Source organism: Streptomyces sp. NPDC056144 (assembly GCF_042264145.1).
Taxonomy (GTDB): Bacteria; Actinomycetota; Actinomycetes; order Streptomycetales; family Streptomycetaceae; genus Streptomyces.
Genome location: NZ_JBHJVF010000001.1, coordinates 1,245,910 through 1,263,630, shown reverse-complemented (window position 1 = coordinate 1,263,630; position 17,721 = coordinate 1,245,910). Strand labels below are relative to the sequence as shown.

The window sequence follows — 17,721 nt, the reverse complement described above, 5'->3', positions numbered from 1 at the left end:
GACGCTTCGACGACCGTCGAAGCGAGGTCGGTGAGAATGGCAACGTGGACATTCAGCACACAGGTCAGGACGTAGGCGTGGACCTGGCGGGCGTGGCCAGGCTGCTGGCCGACGGGACCCGGGCCGCCTTCTGCCTGGCGCTGCTCGACGGCCGGGCGTGGACGGCGAACGAGCTCGCGCGTTACGCCCACGTCGCACCGTCCACCGCCACATCGCACCTGAACCAGCTTGTCAATGGCGGACTCCTCGTTGAGGAGCGGCATGGACGTCACCGTTACGTACGGCTCGCCGACCGCAGGGTGGTCGACTTGATCGAGTGCCTTGCCGCGCTCGCCCCGCAGCACAGCACCCGACCGAGCTCCCTGTCAGCCTCCGGCCGACAGCAGGCCCTGGCCCGTGCACGGCTGTGTTACGACCACCTGGCCGGAACCGTCGCGCTGGCGATCACCGACACCATGGTCGAGCGCGGACTGTTGGAGTGGGGGCCCGAACCGGGCCTGACCGACAAGGGTGCCCTGTGGTTGACCGATACCGGCATCACCCTGCCTGCCGGCTCACGCCGCCCGCCGGTACGCGCGTGCCTCGACTGGACCGGGCGCCGTCCGCACGTGGCGGGCGCTGTGGGTGCTGCCCTGTGCGCTCATGCGCTCGCCGCGGGATGGTTGACCCGCGTCGGCACCACCCGCGCCCTCGTCGTGACGCCCGTCGGCCGTCAGGCATTGCACGACCACCTCGGCCTGCCGTCAGCTCACTTCTGACACGACGGCGGTCGTCGGCAACGCAGACGCGTCCGGACGCCGCTCACGCCGGACCCTCGGCCACGGACCTGAGCAGCCGGCTCACTTCCATACGAGTCGACCATCAGCGATCTCACAGACCGGGTAGCTCCCCTCGGCGATCTTCGTCAGCGTGTCCGCCACGGAGTCGAAGTACGCGGCCAGGGACTCGTACTCGCCCGTCACGCTGATGTCTCCCACGAACCACCTGCCGACCCGCCCGTCCCGTATGTCGACGAACTTTCCGCTCCAGCCGTCCTGGTCAGACAGGAACGGGATCCACTCGTTGCGCCAGAACGGGCTGTCCGGCTGGTCCGGAGGGTCGAATCCACCCGTCGTGCGGCGGTTCGCGTAGAGCCTCTCCATCGCCCGGATGCCGAGGAAGAAGCTGCCCTCGTCCGGGAAGCCGTCGAAGCCGCGGCACATCACGTCGTCGTCGACTTCCTCCTCCGGCAGATCCAGATTGTTCTGCGACAGCCACGCCCGCAGATCTCCGTGGAGGGACACGCCCATGCGCTCTTCCGCCGCCGCGAGTGTCTCCTCCGCGGCAGGACCTGCCAGTTCCGCGTGATCGGCAGGGGCGTGCCGCCGCAGCAGCGCCATCACGCGTGTCCAACTCTCAGCCGCGCTCACCGTGCTCATCGCGCTCAGCCCTCCCTCTCCCCGGTTGCTAATCCGCCGTCACCCCCCAGTACCCGATCGCCGACGGCTCGCCGTTCTCGTACAGCACGGTGCAACGGCCGAGGCCGCGGCTGGGGTAGAGGTCGTCGTCGCCGGCCAGGGCCGTGGTCCAGTCGGCGAGGGTGGGTTGGCCGTGGGGACACCAGGTGTGGAGTTCCTCAGGGGTTATCGGGCGCATGTAGGGGCCGTTCTCGGGGGCCGTCGCCTCCACCGTGTGGATCTGGTCCAGGACCGTGGCCGTACCGCCCGTGAAGATGTACTCGGCCCAGTCCTCGGACTCCCAGAGCTCGGCGATCGTACGCCCTGTGGAGTCGTGCTCCCCCTTGGCGAGCTCCGCGTCCTGCGCCCGGCGGAACGCGACCGCCAAGTCGCTGTCGTACGGACCCGTCTGCCACCAGCAATTGCCGCCCATCCCCCAGCCCTCCCCTTGATCTTTCCCTGTGGACGCAGCGTACGGGCGAGGTCTGACAGTGAGGATGTAGGCGGCATCGCTCGGGGGTCTGACTCTGGGTCTGACTGGCGCTTCGGCTGCCTGTGCGTTGAATCGTCGGCCCCCGAGGGATGCCACCGCGTGTGCGCGCGGGTGTCCGTGACCTCATAGGAGCTTGGCCACCAGCCTCTTCACTGTCTTGTCCGTCCGCCCGGGCAGCACACGCCGATCCGGTATCCGTACGGAAGGACGGCAGAGCCGAGCATGACAGCGCCCGAGATAGCGGTGATCGGCGGAATCGATACCCACACCGACGTCCACCAGGCCGCAGTGATCGACTCGGTCGGCCGCCATTTGGACACGCAGCCGTTCGAAACGAACTCGGCCGGCTACGAACAGCTGCTGGCCTGGCTACGTGCCCAGGGCGAGGTCATCGCGGTCGGGATGGAGGGCACCGGCGCCTACGGTGCCGAACTCGCCCGGTTCCTCACCGCCAGCGGCATCACGGTCGTCGAGGTTGACCGCCCGGACCGCAGGGCCAGGCGGGCCCACGGCAAGTCCGATCCGATCGACGCCTACGCTGCGGCCACCGCCGTCCTGTCTGGCCGCGCGAGCGGAACACCGAAGAGCCGGGACGGGATCGTGGAAGCGATCCGCGCCCTGCGTGTGGTCCGCAAGAGCGCGGTCAAGGCACGGACGCAGACCATCAACCAGATCCGGGCTCTGATGGTCACCGCTCCCTCCGCCCTGCGGGACAAGCTGCGTGGGTTGCCCACCGGCCTGCTGATCGATACTCTCGCCCGGACCCGGCCCGCCGCTGATCTCACGGACCCGGCCTGCGCGGCCAAGACGGCACTTCGCCGCCTGGCCCGGCGCTACCAGGCCCTTCAGCAGGAGATCAAAGAGGCCGACGCGGACCTAGTGCCGCATCAGAGAACCTTCGCCCTGCTTCTCGGTGAGAGGATCATGGTCAAGCTCTGGGGCTGACGGTCTCGGATCAAACGGGGCGGGAGGCATCGGGAGTGGCTGCTGGTGAACCTTGGACGGGCGAGGATCAAGATCACAACGATCGCTGCCATACGCGCTGGCTCGCCTCGTTGAACCGCTCGACGGCCCAGCCCGACTACCGGAACGAGTGGTATGACGCCCAGTGCGGAGGATGTCGCTTCTGGATCGCGTTGAGCGGGGAGCTCGGCCAGGACTACGGGGTGTGCAGCAACCCCGCCTCGTCATTCGATGGCCGAGTGCGGTTCGAGCACGATGGCTGCGAGAGCTTCGCCACTCGCGCAGACGGCTCGTTCGGGTAGCGATCGGTCAGGCGACGTTGGCTCTGGCCACGACTTTGCGGAGGCGTTCGTCGGCGGCGTGCTTGTTCCGCCAGATGATGTAGCGGCGGATCATGCTGCCCTGGGCCTTGTGGCTGGGGTGGTCGGTGCCGTCGAGGGCGAAGTAGCGCAGGGCGGTGAACTGGGCCTCGATCCGGTTGAGCCAGGAGCTGTTGGTCGGGGTGTAGGCAATCTCGACATTGTTCGCCACGGCCCAGGTCTCGACCCGCCGGCACCGCTTGGTGGTCAGGTGGGGTGAGTAGTTGTCGCAGACGATGGCAATGCGGACGTCCGCCGGGTGCAGCGAGCGCAGGTAGCGGCAGAACTCCAGGAACTTCGACCGGTTCTTGGTCTTCTTGACGTGCCCGTAGAGCTGGTCTTTGGCGAGGTCGTAGGCGGCGAACAGGTGCCTCACGCCGTGCGGGCGGGTGTAGGTCGCCCGCCGTCTCGGCCTGGGCTCGCGGTCGGGGTCCTTGTGCCGGCCGCCGCGTTCGACCCACTGCCGACCAGGGTGGGGCTGGAGGTTGAGCGGTCCGAACTCGTCCATGCAGAAGACGACTTCGGGTTCACCTTTCTCGGGTATGACCTCGCCGTCGGCGATGGCGTAGAGGTGCTCGACCCTCGCTTTCTTGGCCGCGTAGTCGGGGTCGCGGGAGGTCTTCCAGGTCTTCACGCGTTGAAAGGTGACGCCTTCCTCGCGGAGCAGGACCCGAAGGCCCTCGTGGCTGATGTCGTCGACCACCCCCTCGGCGACCAGGAAGTCGGCCAGTTTGGCCAGGCTCCAGGTCGAGAACGGCAGGCCGTGCTCGGCCGGCCTGGACTTGGCGGTCTTCTTGATCTCCCGGCGCTCGGGCAGGGTGAAGGTCCTGGGCCGGCCGCCCTTGTACTTCGGGTAGAGCGAGTCGAAGCCGTCGGCGTTGAAGTTGTGGATCACGTCCCGGACCCGGTCCGCGCTGGTGAACGTGACCTCGGCGATCTTCGCCACCGGCATGCGCTGGGCGGACAGCAGCACCATCTGGGCCCGCCGCCAGGTCACCACCGAACCGCTGCCCCGGCGGACGATCCTCAGCAGCCGTCTGCCCTCGTCGTCATCGATCTCGCGGACCTGTACGCGTTCAGCCACGTGATCATTCTGGCCGTCCAGTGCCGCCCGGAACAGCGACCGGGCGGCACATCATGACGGGGCGAACGTTGCCTGATGCGGCACTAGCTCCGCTCGTGACCCGGGCGGCACCCAGCCTCGTCGCCCTGCCCGGGGTGGGCACGGAGACGGCTGGCCAGCTGCTGATCACTGCGGGAGACAACCCCGACCGGCTCCGGTCCGAAGCGTCTTTCGCGCACCTGTGCGGGGCGGCACCGATACCCGCCTCGTCCGGCCGGACCCACCGTCACCGCATCAATCGCGGAGGGGACCGCAACGCCAACAGTGCCCTCTACACCATCGTCCTGGTCCGCATGCGTCACGACCAACGAACCCGGGACTACGTCGCCAGACGCACCACCGAGGGCATGTCCACCAGTGACATCATGCGGTGCCTCAAGAGGTTCGTCGCCCGCGAGGTCTACAGGCACCTCAGGAGCACGAGCATTCTGGACACGGCAGACTCGGCCGGTGCCGGATCATGACGCCGGCCGGCTGCCGTCCTCGTCATCAAGGTCGAAGGACACGGCCGCAGTCAGCCGCTCGACGAACGTCTGGAAGTCCGTCGCCAGCGGGAGCTCCGTGTCGGTGTCCACGTCGAACCACGTCACGGACGGCTCCCCGCGCTCTCCGCATGCCCGGTAGTCGAGAGCAATCCAGCAGTGGCCATCACCGGAGAGCAGAACCAGAGGAGACGGAAGACCCCACTCCCCGACCAAGTAGGGCGAGTCCAGCAATGAAAGTCGGTCGTCGTGACGGCCGATGCCCATCATGTCGTCGAGCGGCACATGGTCCTCGCTCCACGACGTCGGCACATCGGTCGGGAACGCGTTCCACAGCTCCGCCACCAGGCCGCCGTTCTGGACCCGCAGGATCTCCAGCAACGAGGCCGGCAGACGGACACCGAGCTGGCGCTCGGCGTCCTGAACGACCGCGTCGGTCAGCGGTGGCTGAACCCCGTACAGGCCCTCGCCCCAGAACGTCGCCTTAACCTCATCAAACCGAGCCACGAACGCATCCTATGGACCTCGCAGCCCGGCTTGACGATCTATAGGAGCTTCATCGCGAGCGGGCCGGCCTTAGGGTCGTGTCCGTGGCAGATCATCGGGAGAACACCAGGGCCGCCTACGACGGCGTCGTCGAGCTCTACGCGTCGCTCTTCGCGAACCGGCTGGAGGACCAGCCGTTCGCACGGGCCATGATCGGGAGTTTCGCCGAGTTGGTGCGGGGGACGGGGAACACGCGGGTGGCGGATGTCGGGTGCGGGCCCGGGCATCTCACGGCCATGTTGGAGGAGTTGGGGCTTGACGCCTTCGGCTTCGACCTCTCCCCCGGGATGGTCGCGCACGCTCGGCGCGCCCACCCGGCGTTGCGGTTCGAGGAGGCTCGGATGGAGGCGCTGCCCCTCGCCGACGGTGAGCTCGGGGGCGTACTCGCTCACTACTCGATGATCCACACCCCGCCGGAGCAGCTGCCGGAGCTGCTCGCCGAGCAGGTACGTGTCCTGGCGCCCGGCGGGTTGATCCTCGTCTCGTTCTTCGGGACCGAGGGGTCGGAGCCTGTGTGGTTCGATCACAAGGTGGCTCCCGCGTACAGCTGGCCGGTGGACCGGCTCGCGGGGGTGTTGGGCGACGCCGGGCTCGTCCCCTTCGCCCGGCTGGTTCACGACCCGGCTTCCGAGCGGGGGTTCCTCGACTCTCATCTCCTCGCCCGGCGTTCGTAGGGGGATCTCCCTCCTACGGCTTCGGGTGGGACATTCGGGCCACGGCAGCCAGCAGTACGCCGCAGACCGCCACCAGGATCCAGCCCGGGCGGGACGCCGACGCGATCTCCTGCGGCGTCGCGGTCGCCACCAGGCCGCCGGCCAGGGCGATGCCGATGGCCGCGCCGAGTTGACGGGCCGTCGACGTGATCGCCCCGGCGACTCCCGCGCGGGACGGCGGCAGGCCGTTGACCGCGGTGTTCGTGATCGGGGCGTTCGCGAAGCCGAAGCCGATGCCGATGAGGAGGTACGCGGTCAGGAGCAGCAGCACGTTCGTGTGCGGGGTGAGGCCGATCATGCAGAGCCCGCCGGCCGTGAGGAAGCCCGCGGCCAGGAGCAGGGGTCGCCGTGCGCCCGTACGGCCGACCATCCGGCCCGACCAGGGGGCGCAGACCGTCGCGCCGAGCGCGAGCGGCAGCGTCGCGGCGCCTGCGGCAAGGGCCGTCCAGCCCCGGGTCTGCTGGAGGTAGAGGGTGTTCAGGAGCAGGGTCGTGTTCAGGGCGACGAAGACGGCGACCGCGCCGACGACGGCGCCGTTGAAGGCCGGGCGGCGGAAGAGTCCCAGGTCCATGAGCGGTTCGGGTCGGCGGGATTCGGTACGGAGGAAGGCGGCGGTCGTCACGACGGCGACCCCGTAACCGGTCAGCGCCCACGGTGAGGTCCAGCCGATGTGCGGGCCCTCGATGAGGACGCCGACGACGCTCGCGAGGACCAGCGTCAGCAGGATCTGGCCGGGTACGTCGAGCCGGCGGGCGCGCTCCGCCCGGGACTCCGGCACGAACCTGGCGCTCAGGAGCAGCGCTGCCAGGATCACCGGCGCGTTGATCCAGAACAGCGACCGCCAGTCGAGGCCCTCCAGGAGCGCACCGCCGACAAGCGGCCCGGCGGCCATGCTCAGGCCGAAGACCGACGCCCAGATGCCGATGGCCTGTGCCCGCTCCTTCGGGTCCGGCATGGCGTTGACGACGATGGCCAGCGCCACGGGGCTGAGCATCGAGGCGCCGACGCCCTGGACCGCGCGGGCCGCGACGAGGACACCGGCGGACGGGGCGAGCGCGCAGAGCAGCGAGGCCAGGCCGAAGAGGGCGAGGCCGTACTGGAAGATCCTGCGGCGTCCGAAGCGGTCGGCGAGCGCTCCGGATGAGATCAGGAGGCTCGCGAGGGTGAGGGTGTACGCGTCCACGATCCATTCGAGACCGCGCGTGCCGACGTCGAGGCCGTCGCCGATGGACGGGAGGCCGACGTTGACGATGGTGGTGTCCAGGCCCACGAGGAACATGCTCAGGCAGCAGACGGCCAGGATCGTCCAGCGTCTTCGGGAGCCGAGTGAGGGCCGTGCGGGCTGCGGGGCGGGGTGTGTCGTCGTGGTCATGGTCCGTCCACTTCTCGCGTCGTGCGCGTACGTACGTACGCCTGGGGGCGCTGCCACGACAGGATCGGGCCGGTTGATCAACACAGCCCACGGTTTTTGCGAAGACCGCAAAATGGAGCCATGAACACGGGAAGCGGGACCGCGACCACCGACGCCGAGCTGGCGGAGATCCTCGACGCGATCGGGCCCCGGCTGCGTGACCTCCGCAGGGCGCGGGGGCTCACCCTGGAGGCCCTCGCGGCCGTCACCGGGCTCTCCGTCAGCACGCTCTCCCGGCTGGAGTCCGGAAAGCGGCGCCCGACGCTCGACCTCCTCATCCCGCTCGCCCGCGCCCACCACGTGGCCCTCGACCAGCTCGTCGCGGCTCCCGCCAGCGGCGACCCCCGGGTGCACCTCAGGCCGGTGCGGAAGAAGAACGGCAGTGTTCTCGTACCGCTCACGCAGTATCCGGGGCGCGTCCAGGTGTTCAAACAGGTCCTGGCGCCACGGCCGCCGGAGCTCGTCACGCACGAGGGGTACGAGTGGCTGTACGTCCTCGCCGGCCGGCTCCGGCTCGTCCTGGGAGCCCGGGAGGTCGAGCTGAAGCCCGGCGAGGTGGCCGAGTTCGACACCACCGAGCCGCACTGGTTCGGCCCCGCGGGCGCGGAGACCGTGGAGATCCTCCACCTGTTCGGCCCGCGCGGCGACCAGGCCGTGGTCCGGGCCCGGCCGTCCGGTGCGAACCCGGGTGGGTGAGGACCGTTTGTCAGTGCCCTTTGCCAGGATGCGGGAATGACATCGCCGTCGCCGTACGCGGATCCGCACGCCGGTCAACGCGCCCACCTCCTGCGGGTGCTCGGCACCATCACGCCCTGGGACGAGCTGGAGCGCGACCACCTCGCCACCGCCACTCGATGGGTCGCGGACGGGGCTCCGCTCTACCGCACCCGCAAGCCGGACGTGCCCGCGACGCATCTCGTCTCCTACTTCGTCCCGTTCGACGCCGCACGCGAACAGGTGTTGCTCGCCGCCCACCGCAAGGCCGGGCTCTGGCTGCCGCCCGGCGGGCACGTCGAACCCGGCGAGGATCCGTGGGACACCGTCGTGCGCGAGTGCGGAGAGGAGCTGGGGATCCGCGCGTCCGCCTCATCGGTCGCCGGCGAGCTCCCGCTCTTTCTCACCGTCACCCGCACCCGGGGGCCGGGCACGCACACCGACGTCTCGCTCTGGTACGTGCTCGACGCCGACGCCCGGTCCGTCACCTGGTACGACGAGGGCGAGTTCGAGTCGGTCCGGTGGCTGACGGCGGACCAGGTGCTCGACGAACCGATCGAGGCACTCGACCCTCACATGCACCGCTTCACCCGCAAGCTTCGGCAGCGCGTTCGAGATCGGCCACGGGTTCGAAGGTAGACACGCGGGATGCACCCTGGGCCGGGACGTGGCCTGGAAAGTATGATCAGGCGATGTCTGACATGACCGAGACCACACCCGGCTGGCTGTCCACGGACGAACTCGACGTGGCCAGGGCCCGGATGCCGATTCTGTACGTCGAGGCCGTTCCCGTACGCGTGGACGACAGCGGCGAAGTCACCAGCATCGGGCTCCTGCTGCGCATCGGCGCCGACGGAACGATCAGCCGCACACTCGTTTCCGGCCGCGTCATGCACCACGAGCGGGTCCGCGACGCACTCCTCCGTCACCTGGAGAAGGACCTGGGCCCGGTGGCGCTCCCCCGGGTTCCCGCCTCCTTGCAGCCCTTCACCGTCGCCGAGTACTTCCCCACCGCGGGCGTGACCCCCTTCCACGATCCCCGGCAGCACGCGGTCTCCCTCGCCTACATCGTTCCGGTCTCCGGTGACTGCCGCCCGCGGCAGGACGCTCTCGACCTCGTCTGGTTCAGCCCGCAGGAGGCGGCGTCCCTGGCCGTCCAGGACGAGATGCCGGGCGGGCAGGGGCTGCTGCTGAAGCAGGCCCTCGCGCACGTCGGTCACACGTACTGATGTCGGGACGGGACCCCGCGGTGCGCCTGTGCGCACGGCGGGGTCCCGCCGTCTCGGTGGCCTCTCAGGCGGCGGGGCTCAGAAGCCGAGCATCCGGAACAGGAAGAACGCGGCCCCGAGGACGGATCCGAAGACGATCAGCGAGACCCACACCAGCGGGTGCTCCCAGATGCCGCCATCGGCGCGCTCGGGGTGGGCAGAGGAGGTGGAGCCCTCCGCCGGCGGGGTTTCCTCTGGAGGTACGAACGGCACGCTCATGATCGCCGGCTCCCTGTACGCGACGGCCCGTCGCCGTCGGGCTTCCACCGTCTCCCTCTCATCCCGGCATCGCGAAACGCATCGATCGTGCAGCGGATTACGTTCGCGGAGTCGTGTGCGCGGGCGGCGCGCGGATCGAGTCGGCAACTGACGCTCCCCACCTCGACCGGCCCCTGGGCCGAGGCGGCGGTTCGGGAAGGGTTCGCGACAGGCTACGCGTTCGGCCTCATCACGACGCGCCGGGCTCCCCGCCGCCGGGCTGCTGCTCGTCGCGCGCTGCGGCCAGCTCGGCGTTGAGTGCCCTGAGGAAGTCCGCGACCGTGCCGAGCTGCTCCGGGGTGAAGCGGTCGCGCGCGTTCTCGGTGGCGCGCGCGAGCGGGCTGAAGTACTCACGGGCCAGCGCGCGGGCATGCGGGTTGTACACGAGGTGCACGACCCTGCGGTCCGCGGTGTCCCGCACGCGGCTCACGTGTCCCGAGCGCTGGAGCCGGTCGAGGCAGGCGGTGATCGCCCCGGAGGTGAGGCCGAGCTCTTCCCTCAGGTGCGTGGGGGTGACGGGACCGTCGGCGGATGCCGCCGGATCCATGATCACGGCGAGCGCGTGGATGTCCGTGGGGTGCAGCCCCTGCTGATGGGCGAAGTCCAACGTGGCCCGGTTCAGCTCCCGATTCAGCGCGCGCAGCAGGACGGCGTAGGCGAACAGGTCGCTGCCCTGGTCAGGAGTGTCCGGCGAGTACGGCTGCATCGCCCCATCCTAATATTACTCAATCATTGAGATACTCTCTCGTTGAGATACATCCGGTTGCTCGATCCGATAGGGAATCGATGAACAGCGCGCGTCGACCAGTCCGCTGGCTGGTCCCCCTCGTCCTGGTGACAGTCTGGTTGGGTCTGGGCGGAGCCTTCGGCTCGTACGCCGGCAAGCTCGGCGAGGTCTCCACCAATGACCAGGCCGCCTTCCTGCCCCAGAACGCCGAGTCCACGAAGGTCATCGAGCGTCAGGACGCCTTCGACCAGCAGGAGACGCTCCCGGCGATCGTCGTCTGGACGGCCTCCGGCGGCGGCGACGTCACACCGGCCCAGCAGAAGGCGGCGGCCGCCGCGCTGCGGTCGCTGGAGGGCGTACCGGGCGTGGAAGGCGCCCCCTCCCCCGCCTTCCCCTCCGAGGACGGGAAGGCACTCCAGGGTGTCGTGCCCCTCGGCCCCGACCTCGGTGACGAGCTCGGCGAAACCCTGGAAGCGGTCCAGGCCGCGGCGGACACGGTGCCGGACGCACGGGCCCAACTGGCGGGCCCCGCGGCGACCCAGAAAGATCTGGGAGACGCGTTCGCCGGAATCGACGGGATCCTGCTCGGAGTGGCACTCGCGGCGGTGCTGCTCATCCTGCTGCTGGTCTACCGCAGCGTCGTGCTGCCCTTCCTGATCATCATCAGCTCGGTCTTCGCCCTCGGCGTCGCCGGCGCGATCGTCTACGTCCTCGCCGACAACGACATCGTCCGCGTCGACGGCCAGGTCCAGGGCATCCTCTCCATCCTGGTGATCGGCGCGGCCACCGACTACGCCCTGCTGCTCACCGCGCGATTCCGCGAGGAGCTCGCCACGACCGGCGATCGCGTGGCAGCCGCCTGGGCCGCCACCAGGGGATCGTCCGGAGCGATCACCGCCAGCGCCGCCACGGTCGCGCTCGGCCTGCTCGCCCTGCTCCTGAGCGACCTGACCAACAACAGGGCCCTCGGACCGGTCGGCGCCATCGGCGTGGTCTGCGCCGTCCTCACCACCCTCACCTTCCTTCCCGCCGCGCTGGCCCTGATGGGCAGGACCGCCTTCTGGCCCGCCAAGCCGAGGTCGGCCGACGCCGAGACCGGCGGCCACGGGATCTGGCGCCGTGTCGCCCACTGGGTCGACACCCGCCCGCGGCGGCTGTGGACCATCACCACCGGGCTTCTCCTCGTCGGCGCCGCCTTCTTCCCCGCTCTGCAGTCCAAGGGCGTGCCCCTGGACGAACTGTTCGTCAACGACGCCCCGTCCGTGGCCGCCCAGCAGACCCTCGGCGAGCACTTCCCCGGAGGCTCCGGCCAGCCGGCCGTCATCATCGCCGACGCCGACGACCGGGACGCGGTGCGGAAGGCCGCGGCACAGACGCCCGGAGTGGCCGACGCGCGGGTGGTCACCTCCGTACCCGGGGGGAAGCCGCTGGTCGTCGACGGCCTGGTCCGCATCGACGCCACCCTGGCCGACGCGCCCGACAGCGACGCCGCCAAGGAAACCGTCCGGAAGCTCCGCGAGCGGGTTCACGCCGCGGACGCGAGCGCCCTGGTGGGCGGATACACGGCGCAGCAGTACGACACCCAGCGCACCGCGGAACACGACAAGAACCTCATCATCCCCGTCGTTCTCGGGATCATCCTCGTGATCCTGGTCGTTCTCCTGCGTTCGCTGCTCCTGCCCGTCCTCCTGGTCGCCACCGTGGGACTGAACTACCTCGCGACGCTCGGCATCGCCGGGCTGGTCTTCGAGCACGGCTTCGGTTTCTCGGGCACGGACGCCTCCGTCCCGCTGTACGGATTCGTCTTCCTCGTCGCCCTGGGAGTCGACTACAACATCTTCCTCATGTCCCGTGTCCGCGAGGAAACTCTGCGCCTGGGCACCCGGCAGGGCATGCTGCGGGGACTCGTCACCACGGGCGGCGTGATCACCTCGGCGGGGGTGGTCCTCGCGGCGACGTTCGCGGCCCTCATCGTCATCCCCCTGGCCTTCCTGGCGCAGATCGCGTTCATCGTGGCCTTCGGCGTCCTGCTCGACACCATCGTCGTGCGCTCCCTGCTGGTGCCCGGACTCGTCAGGGACATCGGCCCCGCGGTGTGGTGGCCCAGCCGACTCGCCCGGGAGACGGACCCCGCCCGTGCGGACGACGCCGAGGCCGGTGCGGAGGCTCCGTCCAGGCCCGGTCACTGACGCGACCCCGTCCAGAGGGGTGCGGCATCAGGACGCACATGTGGTTGCGGCCGGGACGCCGGGCGCACGCTCTCTCGGGGAGCGTGCGCGCGGGCGTCCGCGACCGCCGCGTAGTGCTCGGCCAGCGTCCCGGCCATGGCGGCGGACGAGTACGTGGAACGGACCAGCGTCCGGGCCCGGGCGGCCATCACCGAGGCCTGCTCGCCGTCGACGGCGAGCAGGCGGACGAGGCCGTCGCCGAGTGTCTCCGCGCGGGAGGTGTCGATCAGCAGTCCGTTGTGGCCGTCGACGAGGTAGTGCGGTACGCCGCCGCGGAGCGGGCCCGCCACGAGGAGTCCCGCCTCCATCGCTTCGAGGAGCGCGAGACCGAACTCCTCCTTCGCGCTCGCGCACACGTAGCGCGCGGACGACCGCCGCGCGGGATCCGCCAGGCACCGTTCGAGCATCCTGACCTCCGCGTTGGAGAGTGCGGGCAGGAGCACCAGGCGCCGTCGCGCCTCGGGGCAGGCGCGGAGCGCGTCCTCGATCCTCGCGCGCATCGCGCGTTCGAGGGGGTCGCCGGCCTCCGGGCTGCCGCCGACGAGGACCAGGGCCGCGCGCCGATGGCACCCGGTGCCGATCCAGGAACGGACCAGGAGGTCCTGCTGCTTGACCGGGTGGAGCCGCCCCACGCTGAGCAGCACCGCCGGAGTCCCGCCGTCCGCGGGCCCCGGTGCGGCCGCGACGGCCGCGACACCCGCGTCGACCGCCCGGAGGAGCTCCGCACGCCTCACCGCCCCATGACGGGGCGGCCGGTACGACGGGATGCCCTCCGCGACGGCGCTCGGCGCGCCCTCGCCCTTCCGGTCGGTCAGTTGCGGGTAGTACCGCACCAGTTCCGACGTCCCGCCGTCCCGGTCCGCGATGCCCACCACGCGGTCGGCGCGCTCCACGAGCCTGTCCGCGACGAACACCCGGTGCAGGTCCTCCCTGAGGGCAGTCCCGTCGGCCGCGGGCGTGTCGTACCGCTCGGTGATCTGCCGGTGCGGGTCCGGGGTGGCCGTGAAGACGACGCGCGTTCCGGCCCTGCGCGCGGCCTCGGCCAGGGCGAGCGAGCCGTCGTCCGCGTAACGGACGTGCAGGACGTCGATGCGAGGGGCCCGCGAGGCGAAGAGCGCGGCGGCCCACCAGGCCATGGCCTCCCGGTGCCGCCCGAACTCGTCCGGGCGGGGCTGGTCCTCGCTGTCCACCGGGATCCTGAAGACCCAGTGCCCCGGGGCTCGCCGCCGCAACAGGACGGGGTCGGCCTCCAGCTCCGGCGTACAGGTCGTGACGACGGTGATCACGTGGGCGACGGGCTCGGTGCCCGCGAGGGCGTCTCCGAGTGAACCGAGGAGGACGCCGAGGCCTCCGCTCATGCCTTCGCCCGGACGGTCGAGCCGCCCCAGCAGCATCGACTGGGCGACGACGAGACCGTGGCGCGGCGCGGACCGCACACGGCCGAACGAAGGCCCGCGGTTCAGCAGGGTGAGAAGAGCCCGCTCGTACGCGTCCCCGGCCTGACGGGCGTCGGGTATGAGGGACTGTCCGCCCGTCGCGAGGAGGAGACGCCACGCGGCGTGCCGGGTCCGGCGACCGGGCGCGGCGGCGAGAACGCGGAGCTCACCGCGGGTGAGGGGGCTCAGCGCGGTCGCCGCGGCCAGGTCCAGCATGACCGCGATCGCCGCCTCGGAGCCGGCGCCCGTGCGGATGCCGACGCGCAGCGCGGCCGTCGACCTCGTCGGGCCGAACCGCCGGACGGTTTCCGGCCACACGTCGAAGACGGCGGCCCGCGTACGGTCGCAGCCGTCGAGCAGCCGGACGCACTCGGTCGGCGTGGGAACGCCACCCGTGCGTACCAATCGCCTCAGCCGTGCGAGCGCGAGGTCGCGCGGCGTCGCGAAGACAGCGGTCCCCGTCGCGGCGGCACCTCCCCGGTACTCGGCCCGTGCCAGTTCCGCGAGCAGGTGCGGCGTACCGGGCCAGCCGGAAGCCTCGCCGGACGCGGGCTGGCGCCAGTGCGCCACACGGACGGCCAGGAACGGCTCGGCCGGGTCCCCCGCGTCCGTACGCGAGCCTGCGGGGAGCGGGTGGTGACCTTCGGGCAGGACGCGAGCCCGGACGGTGTGCGAGCGGTACATCGCTTCTCCTCGTCGGCGACGGTGGGCGCGCAGTTCTTCGCCGACGACGGGGGTGCCGGATGCACGCACGGCGTTCCGGCGGAGGCCCGGGGGCGCCCGCGCAACGAATCCGGTGCCCGCGCATCCGAACGGCGCGGGACGGGCGAACCGTTCGGCATGGAGACATCAGAAGCCGCTCGGGGGCGGCGCGCGCCACGCGTGGTCGTCGTCAGTCCTCCCTTCGCCTCCCACGCGCAGCCGCTCTCCGTGCTGGCGGGCGAGCTGGCCCGTCAGGGCGCCGAGGTGTTCTTCGCGTCCGGGCCGTCCTTCGAGGGGTTCGCGGCCCGCGCGGGCGTGGCGTTCGTGCCGCTGACCGTGACGCGGAACGCGAACACCGGAGTGGCGCGCGGCACCCGGCAGCCGGCCGGGGAGGCCGAACGGCTGGAGGAGTTCCTCGACTCCACGCGGCGCGGAGCGGTGTCCACGCTCCTCACCCAGAGCCGCCACCGCGGCCGGGACATGCTGCCCGATCCCGAAGGGACGCTGGCCGCGCTCCGCGCCCTGGACGCACGCCTGCGCCCGGACTGGTACGTGGTCGACCAGTTGAGCTACCCCGTCACTCTCGCCCTGCACTGCCTGGGCCTGCGCTACGCGACGTTCTGCCCCGGCCACCCCACGTACGTCCCGCCCGCCGACGACGTGCTGTTCGGCGTGCCCTACGCGTGGCCGCGGGAGATCCGGCCCCGGGAGGAGCAGCTCGCGGAGCTGCGCGCGGCGGCCGGCGCGGTGGAGGCGGTGTTCACCCGGCGGTTCGCGGCCATGGCGCGCGTCCACGCTCCGGGGTCCCGGCCCCCGGGCCGCGCCTTCGCGCTCACCTCCCCGTACGCCGTGGCGTTCTCCTACCCGGAGTTCCCGTGGCTGCCCGGCCATCCGGCGAACGGACCGTCGCTCCTCTACGGGGGACACAGCGTGCCGGACACCGAGCCGGATCCCGGCCCGGAGTGGGAGAAGGTGGTGAAAGGGCTCAGGGCCCGGCACGACCGCCTGGTGCTGATCGCCCTCGGCACGTTCCTCTCCGCCCGTGACGACGTCCTCGCCCTGCTCGTGAAGGCGCTGCGCGCCCATGTCCCCGGGGCGGCCGCGGTGGTGGCGGCGGGCGACCGGGCGGCGGCCCTGTCCACGCTCGCGGGGCCCGACGTCCACGTGGACGCGACGGTGCCGCAGCGGTGGCTGCTGGGGAAGGTGGACGCGACGGTGCACCACGGAGGGAACAACTCCTTCACGGAGTGTCTGGCGTCCGGTACGCCCGCCCTCGTCCTGCCTTTCTCCAGCGACCAGTTCGCCGTCGCCCACGACGCCGAACGGGCCGGTGTCGCCCGGTGCCTCGACCCCTCCCGGCTGGACGGGCATGCCGCCGGACAGGCCCTGCGGCGGCTGCTCGACGAACCGCTCCCCGCTCTCGGCCGGTGGTCGCGGTGGGTCGGGCACCGGGGACCGGCCTGGACGGCGCGCGCACTCATCCGGGAGATGTCCGGCCCGGACGCCGTTCGCTCCGCCGCGCAGGCAGTGCGGCCTGTTCGTTGACGACGAGGACAAGCGTCCTCAACGCCCTCCTGGTGTGGCTCTTGACCGTGCCGAGCGGCAGCCCCAGGCGCCGTGCGATCTCCGGCTGAGTGAACCCCAGGTAGTAGGCGAGGAAGAGGACTTCGCGACGGCGGGCCGGCAGGTCGGCCAGGTGGGCGGCGGTCACGAGGCGCTCGACGGCACGCGTCGCGGTGTCGGTGCTCGCCGGGGCCGGGCCCTGGGTGAGGCGGCGGGCCGCCTCGTGCCGTCGGACCAGGGCACCCGACGCGTCCGCCGCCTTGTGCGCGGTGATGCCGCGCAGCCACGGGCCCAGGCCGCCGCGGTGGGGGCAGTACCTGCGGGAGTGCAGCCAGGCGTCCACGAACACCTGCTGGGCCACGTCCTCCGCGTCGTGGAGGTCGATGCAGCGGTACCGGGCCCACCCGAGGACCCGGGGGTACCAGTCGGCGAAGAGGACGTCGAAAGTCTCCCGCACGACGTCACCGTGAGGCGGACCGCCGTCGCTCCGGTCCTGACAGTGAACACATGAAGGCAGAGGGGTGTTTTCGGGCAGCCGATCACGGGTGTCGGCCGACCGCCATCCGACGCGGTCCGACGGTGCGCCCCTCCCCCGCGTCGGGCGCCCGGGCGCCCGACGCGACGGGCGCCGGACGCCGCGTCGGCCAGGGCGTCACCGCGGCCCTTCGGGGACCGCCGGACCGGACGTTCCGGGAAGCGCGGGCGGCGTGGTGCGCGCGGCTCCGGGCGGGAGGGCCGAGACGGCGAGGCGGCGGCGCGCGAGGGACTCCGCCGCGGCCTCGCGCGGGTGGCGCCTGCGCCAGTAGGGGTTGTCGTGCGACAACTTGCTGGACACCCGCCCGTACATGCCGAACGTGAGGATCAACAGCCCCATGAGGAAGCTGAACATCACGTTGGTCATGCCGAAGTCGAGGAAGTTGGCGGGCCGGTCGAGCACGAACAGGTGGAAGAAGCCGCTGAGCAGGAACGCGCCTCCCACGAGCATGTTGACGGTGGAGGCGATGTTTCCGCCCACGGCCGCGCCGGCCAGGAGGACGAGTCCGGTCACCACCGAGATCCAGCTCAACGCGGTGTTGGTGGTCATGCCCGCGATCCGCTCGCCGGACGTGTCGAAGGGGCTGAGCGCGTCGGCGAAGCCGAGGCAGCCGAACACGAGCAGGAGGCAGCCGCAGAGGGCGGCGCCCCAGCGGTAGACGGTGGCGAGGTGGTGGTCCACGGGAAGTTCGTCTTTGAGTCTCACGGTCGTTCCCCAGTCTGTCCGCGGTTCCGCATGTCTGGTTTGCGGTACTTCATTGCCTT

At 71.0% G+C, this 17,721-nt stretch carries 19 protein-coding genes and 1 pseudogene; 10 read left to right on the top strand and 10 right to left on the bottom strand.

What is annotated here, in order from left to right; genetic code table 11:
• Positions 1-44 precede the first annotated feature (44 nt).
• Positions 45-758 carry an ArsR/SmtB family transcription factor gene (locus ACFC0Z_RS05450; RefSeq protein ID WP_376432963.1) on the top strand — a complete coding sequence of 238 codons (714 nt, stop codon included), beginning with the start codon at positions 45-47 and terminating at the stop codon, positions 756-758.
• A gap of 81 nt (positions 759-839) precedes the next feature.
• Here ACFC0Z_RS05450 and ACFC0Z_RS05445 read toward each other — a convergent pair whose 3' ends face one another.
• Both ACFC0Z_RS05445 and ACFC0Z_RS05440 read right to left on the bottom strand, forming a co-directional pair.
• A complete protein-coding gene (locus ACFC0Z_RS05445; RefSeq protein ID WP_376432961.1) occupies positions 840-1,418 on the bottom strand; it encodes an SMI1/KNR4 family protein in 579 nt (192 codons plus the stop codon).
• Between the two features lie 28 nt (positions 1,419-1,446).
• Complete coding sequence (locus ACFC0Z_RS05440; protein ID WP_376432959.1) at positions 1,447-1,869, bottom strand: hypothetical protein; 423 nt, start codon at positions 1,867-1,869, stop codon at positions 1,447-1,449.
• Positions 1,870-2,151: 282 nt separating this feature from the next.
• Here ACFC0Z_RS05440 and ACFC0Z_RS05435 point away from each other — a divergent pair, with 282 nt between their 5' ends.
• Positions 2,152-2,874 carry a transposase gene (locus tag ACFC0Z_RS05435; protein ID WP_376432957.1) on the top strand — a complete coding sequence of 241 codons (723 nt, stop codon included), beginning with the start codon at positions 2,152-2,154 and terminating at the stop codon, positions 2,872-2,874.
• 35 nt (positions 2,875-2,909) lie between these two features.
• The gene (locus ACFC0Z_RS05430; protein ID WP_376432955.1) at positions 2,910-3,194 is read left to right on the top strand and encodes a DUF3027 domain-containing protein; all 285 of its coding nucleotides are present in this window, start codon (positions 2,910-2,912) and stop codon (positions 3,192-3,194) included.
• 7 nt (positions 3,195-3,201) lie between these two features.
• Here ACFC0Z_RS05430 and ACFC0Z_RS05425 read toward each other — a convergent pair whose 3' ends face one another.
• Positions 3,202-4,335, bottom strand: coding sequence for an IS630 family transposase (locus ACFC0Z_RS05425; RefSeq protein ID WP_376432953.1), 1,134 nt, complete (start codon positions 4,333-4,335; stop codon positions 3,202-3,204).
• A gap of 83 nt (positions 4,336-4,418) precedes the next feature.
• Between ACFC0Z_RS05425 and ACFC0Z_RS05420 the strand changes: the two are divergent.
• Positions 4,419-4,838 (top strand): annotated as a pseudogene (locus ACFC0Z_RS05420) (transposase); the annotation flags it as partial.
• Here ACFC0Z_RS05420 and ACFC0Z_RS05415 read toward each other — a convergent pair.
• The gene (locus ACFC0Z_RS05415; protein WP_376432951.1) at positions 4,833-5,363 is read right to left on the bottom strand and encodes an SMI1/KNR4 family protein; all 531 of its coding nucleotides are present in this window, start codon (positions 5,361-5,363) and stop codon (positions 4,833-4,835) included. The pseudogene ACFC0Z_RS05420 and the gene ACFC0Z_RS05415 overlap by 6 nt on opposite strands.
• An 83-nt stretch (positions 5,364-5,446) precedes the next feature.
• On the opposite strand from ACFC0Z_RS05415, the gene ACFC0Z_RS05410 reads away from it, so the two are divergent.
• Positions 5,447-6,076 carry a class I SAM-dependent methyltransferase gene (locus tag ACFC0Z_RS05410; protein ID WP_376432949.1) on the top strand — a complete coding sequence of 210 codons (630 nt, stop codon included), beginning with the start codon at positions 5,447-5,449 and terminating at the stop codon, positions 6,074-6,076.
• 13 nt (positions 6,077-6,089) lie between these two features.
• Here ACFC0Z_RS05410 and ACFC0Z_RS05405 read toward each other — a convergent pair whose 3' ends face one another.
• Positions 6,090-7,487 (bottom strand): MFS transporter, encoded by a 1,398-nt coding sequence (locus ACFC0Z_RS05405; RefSeq protein ID WP_376432947.1) that lies wholly within the window; start codon positions 7,485-7,487, stop codon positions 6,090-6,092.
• A 120-nt stretch (positions 7,488-7,607) separates the two neighbouring features.
• On the opposite strand from ACFC0Z_RS05405, the gene ACFC0Z_RS05400 reads away from it, so the two are divergent.
• From ACFC0Z_RS05400 to ACFC0Z_RS05390, 3 genes are all read left to right on the top strand, one after another.
• A complete protein-coding gene (locus ACFC0Z_RS05400) occupies positions 7,608-8,222 on the top strand; it encodes a helix-turn-helix domain-containing protein (RefSeq protein WP_376432945.1) in 615 nt (204 codons plus the stop codon).
• 36 nt (positions 8,223-8,258) lie between these two features.
• Positions 8,259-8,879 (top strand): NUDIX hydrolase, encoded by a 621-nt coding sequence (locus ACFC0Z_RS05395; protein WP_376432944.1) that lies wholly within the window; start codon positions 8,259-8,261, stop codon positions 8,877-8,879.
• 62 nt (positions 8,880-8,941) lie between these two features.
• A complete protein-coding gene (locus tag ACFC0Z_RS05390; protein WP_376433477.1) occupies positions 8,942-9,469 on the top strand; it encodes an NUDIX hydrolase family protein in 528 nt (175 codons plus the stop codon).
• A 78-nt stretch (positions 9,470-9,547) separates the two neighbouring features.
• Here ACFC0Z_RS05390 and ACFC0Z_RS05385 read toward each other — a convergent pair whose 3' ends face one another.
• Together ACFC0Z_RS05385 and ACFC0Z_RS05380 are read right to left on the bottom strand one after the other, a co-directional pair.
• Positions 9,548-9,727 carry a DUF6480 family protein gene (locus ACFC0Z_RS05385; protein WP_376432942.1) on the bottom strand — a complete coding sequence of 60 codons (180 nt, stop codon included), beginning with the start codon at positions 9,725-9,727 and terminating at the stop codon, positions 9,548-9,550.
• Positions 9,728-9,956: 229 nt separating this feature from the next.
• Complete coding sequence (locus ACFC0Z_RS05380) at positions 9,957-10,472, bottom strand: MarR family winged helix-turn-helix transcriptional regulator (protein WP_376432941.1); 516 nt, start codon at positions 10,470-10,472, stop codon at positions 9,957-9,959.
• A gap of 80 nt (positions 10,473-10,552) precedes the next feature.
• Here ACFC0Z_RS05380 and ACFC0Z_RS05375 point away from each other — a divergent pair, with 80 nt between their 5' ends.
• A complete protein-coding gene (locus tag ACFC0Z_RS05375) occupies positions 10,553-12,682 on the top strand; it encodes an MMPL family transporter (RefSeq protein WP_376432939.1) in 2,130 nt (709 codons plus the stop codon).
• Here the strand turns inward: ACFC0Z_RS05375 and ACFC0Z_RS05370 are convergent.
• Positions 12,676-14,841 (bottom strand): glycosyltransferase family 4 protein, encoded by a 2,166-nt coding sequence (locus tag ACFC0Z_RS05370; RefSeq protein WP_376432937.1) that lies wholly within the window; start codon positions 14,839-14,841, stop codon positions 12,676-12,678. The two genes, ACFC0Z_RS05375 and ACFC0Z_RS05370, sit on opposite strands and share 7 nt — an antisense overlap.
• 156 nt (positions 14,842-14,997) lie before the next feature.
• Here ACFC0Z_RS05370 and ACFC0Z_RS05365 point away from each other — a divergent pair, with 156 nt between their 5' ends.
• Positions 14,998-16,404, top strand: a complete 1,407-nt coding sequence (locus ACFC0Z_RS05365) for a glycosyltransferase (protein ID WP_376432935.1) — start codon at positions 14,998-15,000, stop codon at positions 16,402-16,404.
• Here the strand turns inward: ACFC0Z_RS05365 and ACFC0Z_RS05360 are convergent.
• Positions 16,337-16,879 carry an RNA polymerase sigma factor gene (locus ACFC0Z_RS05360; protein WP_376432933.1) on the bottom strand — a complete coding sequence of 181 codons (543 nt, stop codon included), beginning with the start codon at positions 16,877-16,879 and terminating at the stop codon, positions 16,337-16,339. The two genes, ACFC0Z_RS05365 and ACFC0Z_RS05360, sit on opposite strands and share 68 nt — an antisense overlap.
• A gap of 195 nt (positions 16,880-17,074) precedes the next feature.
• Positions 17,075-17,662 (bottom strand): DUF4383 domain-containing protein, encoded by a 588-nt coding sequence (locus ACFC0Z_RS05355; protein WP_376432931.1) that lies wholly within the window; start codon positions 17,660-17,662, stop codon positions 17,075-17,077.
• Positions 17,663-17,721 lie beyond the last annotated feature (59 nt).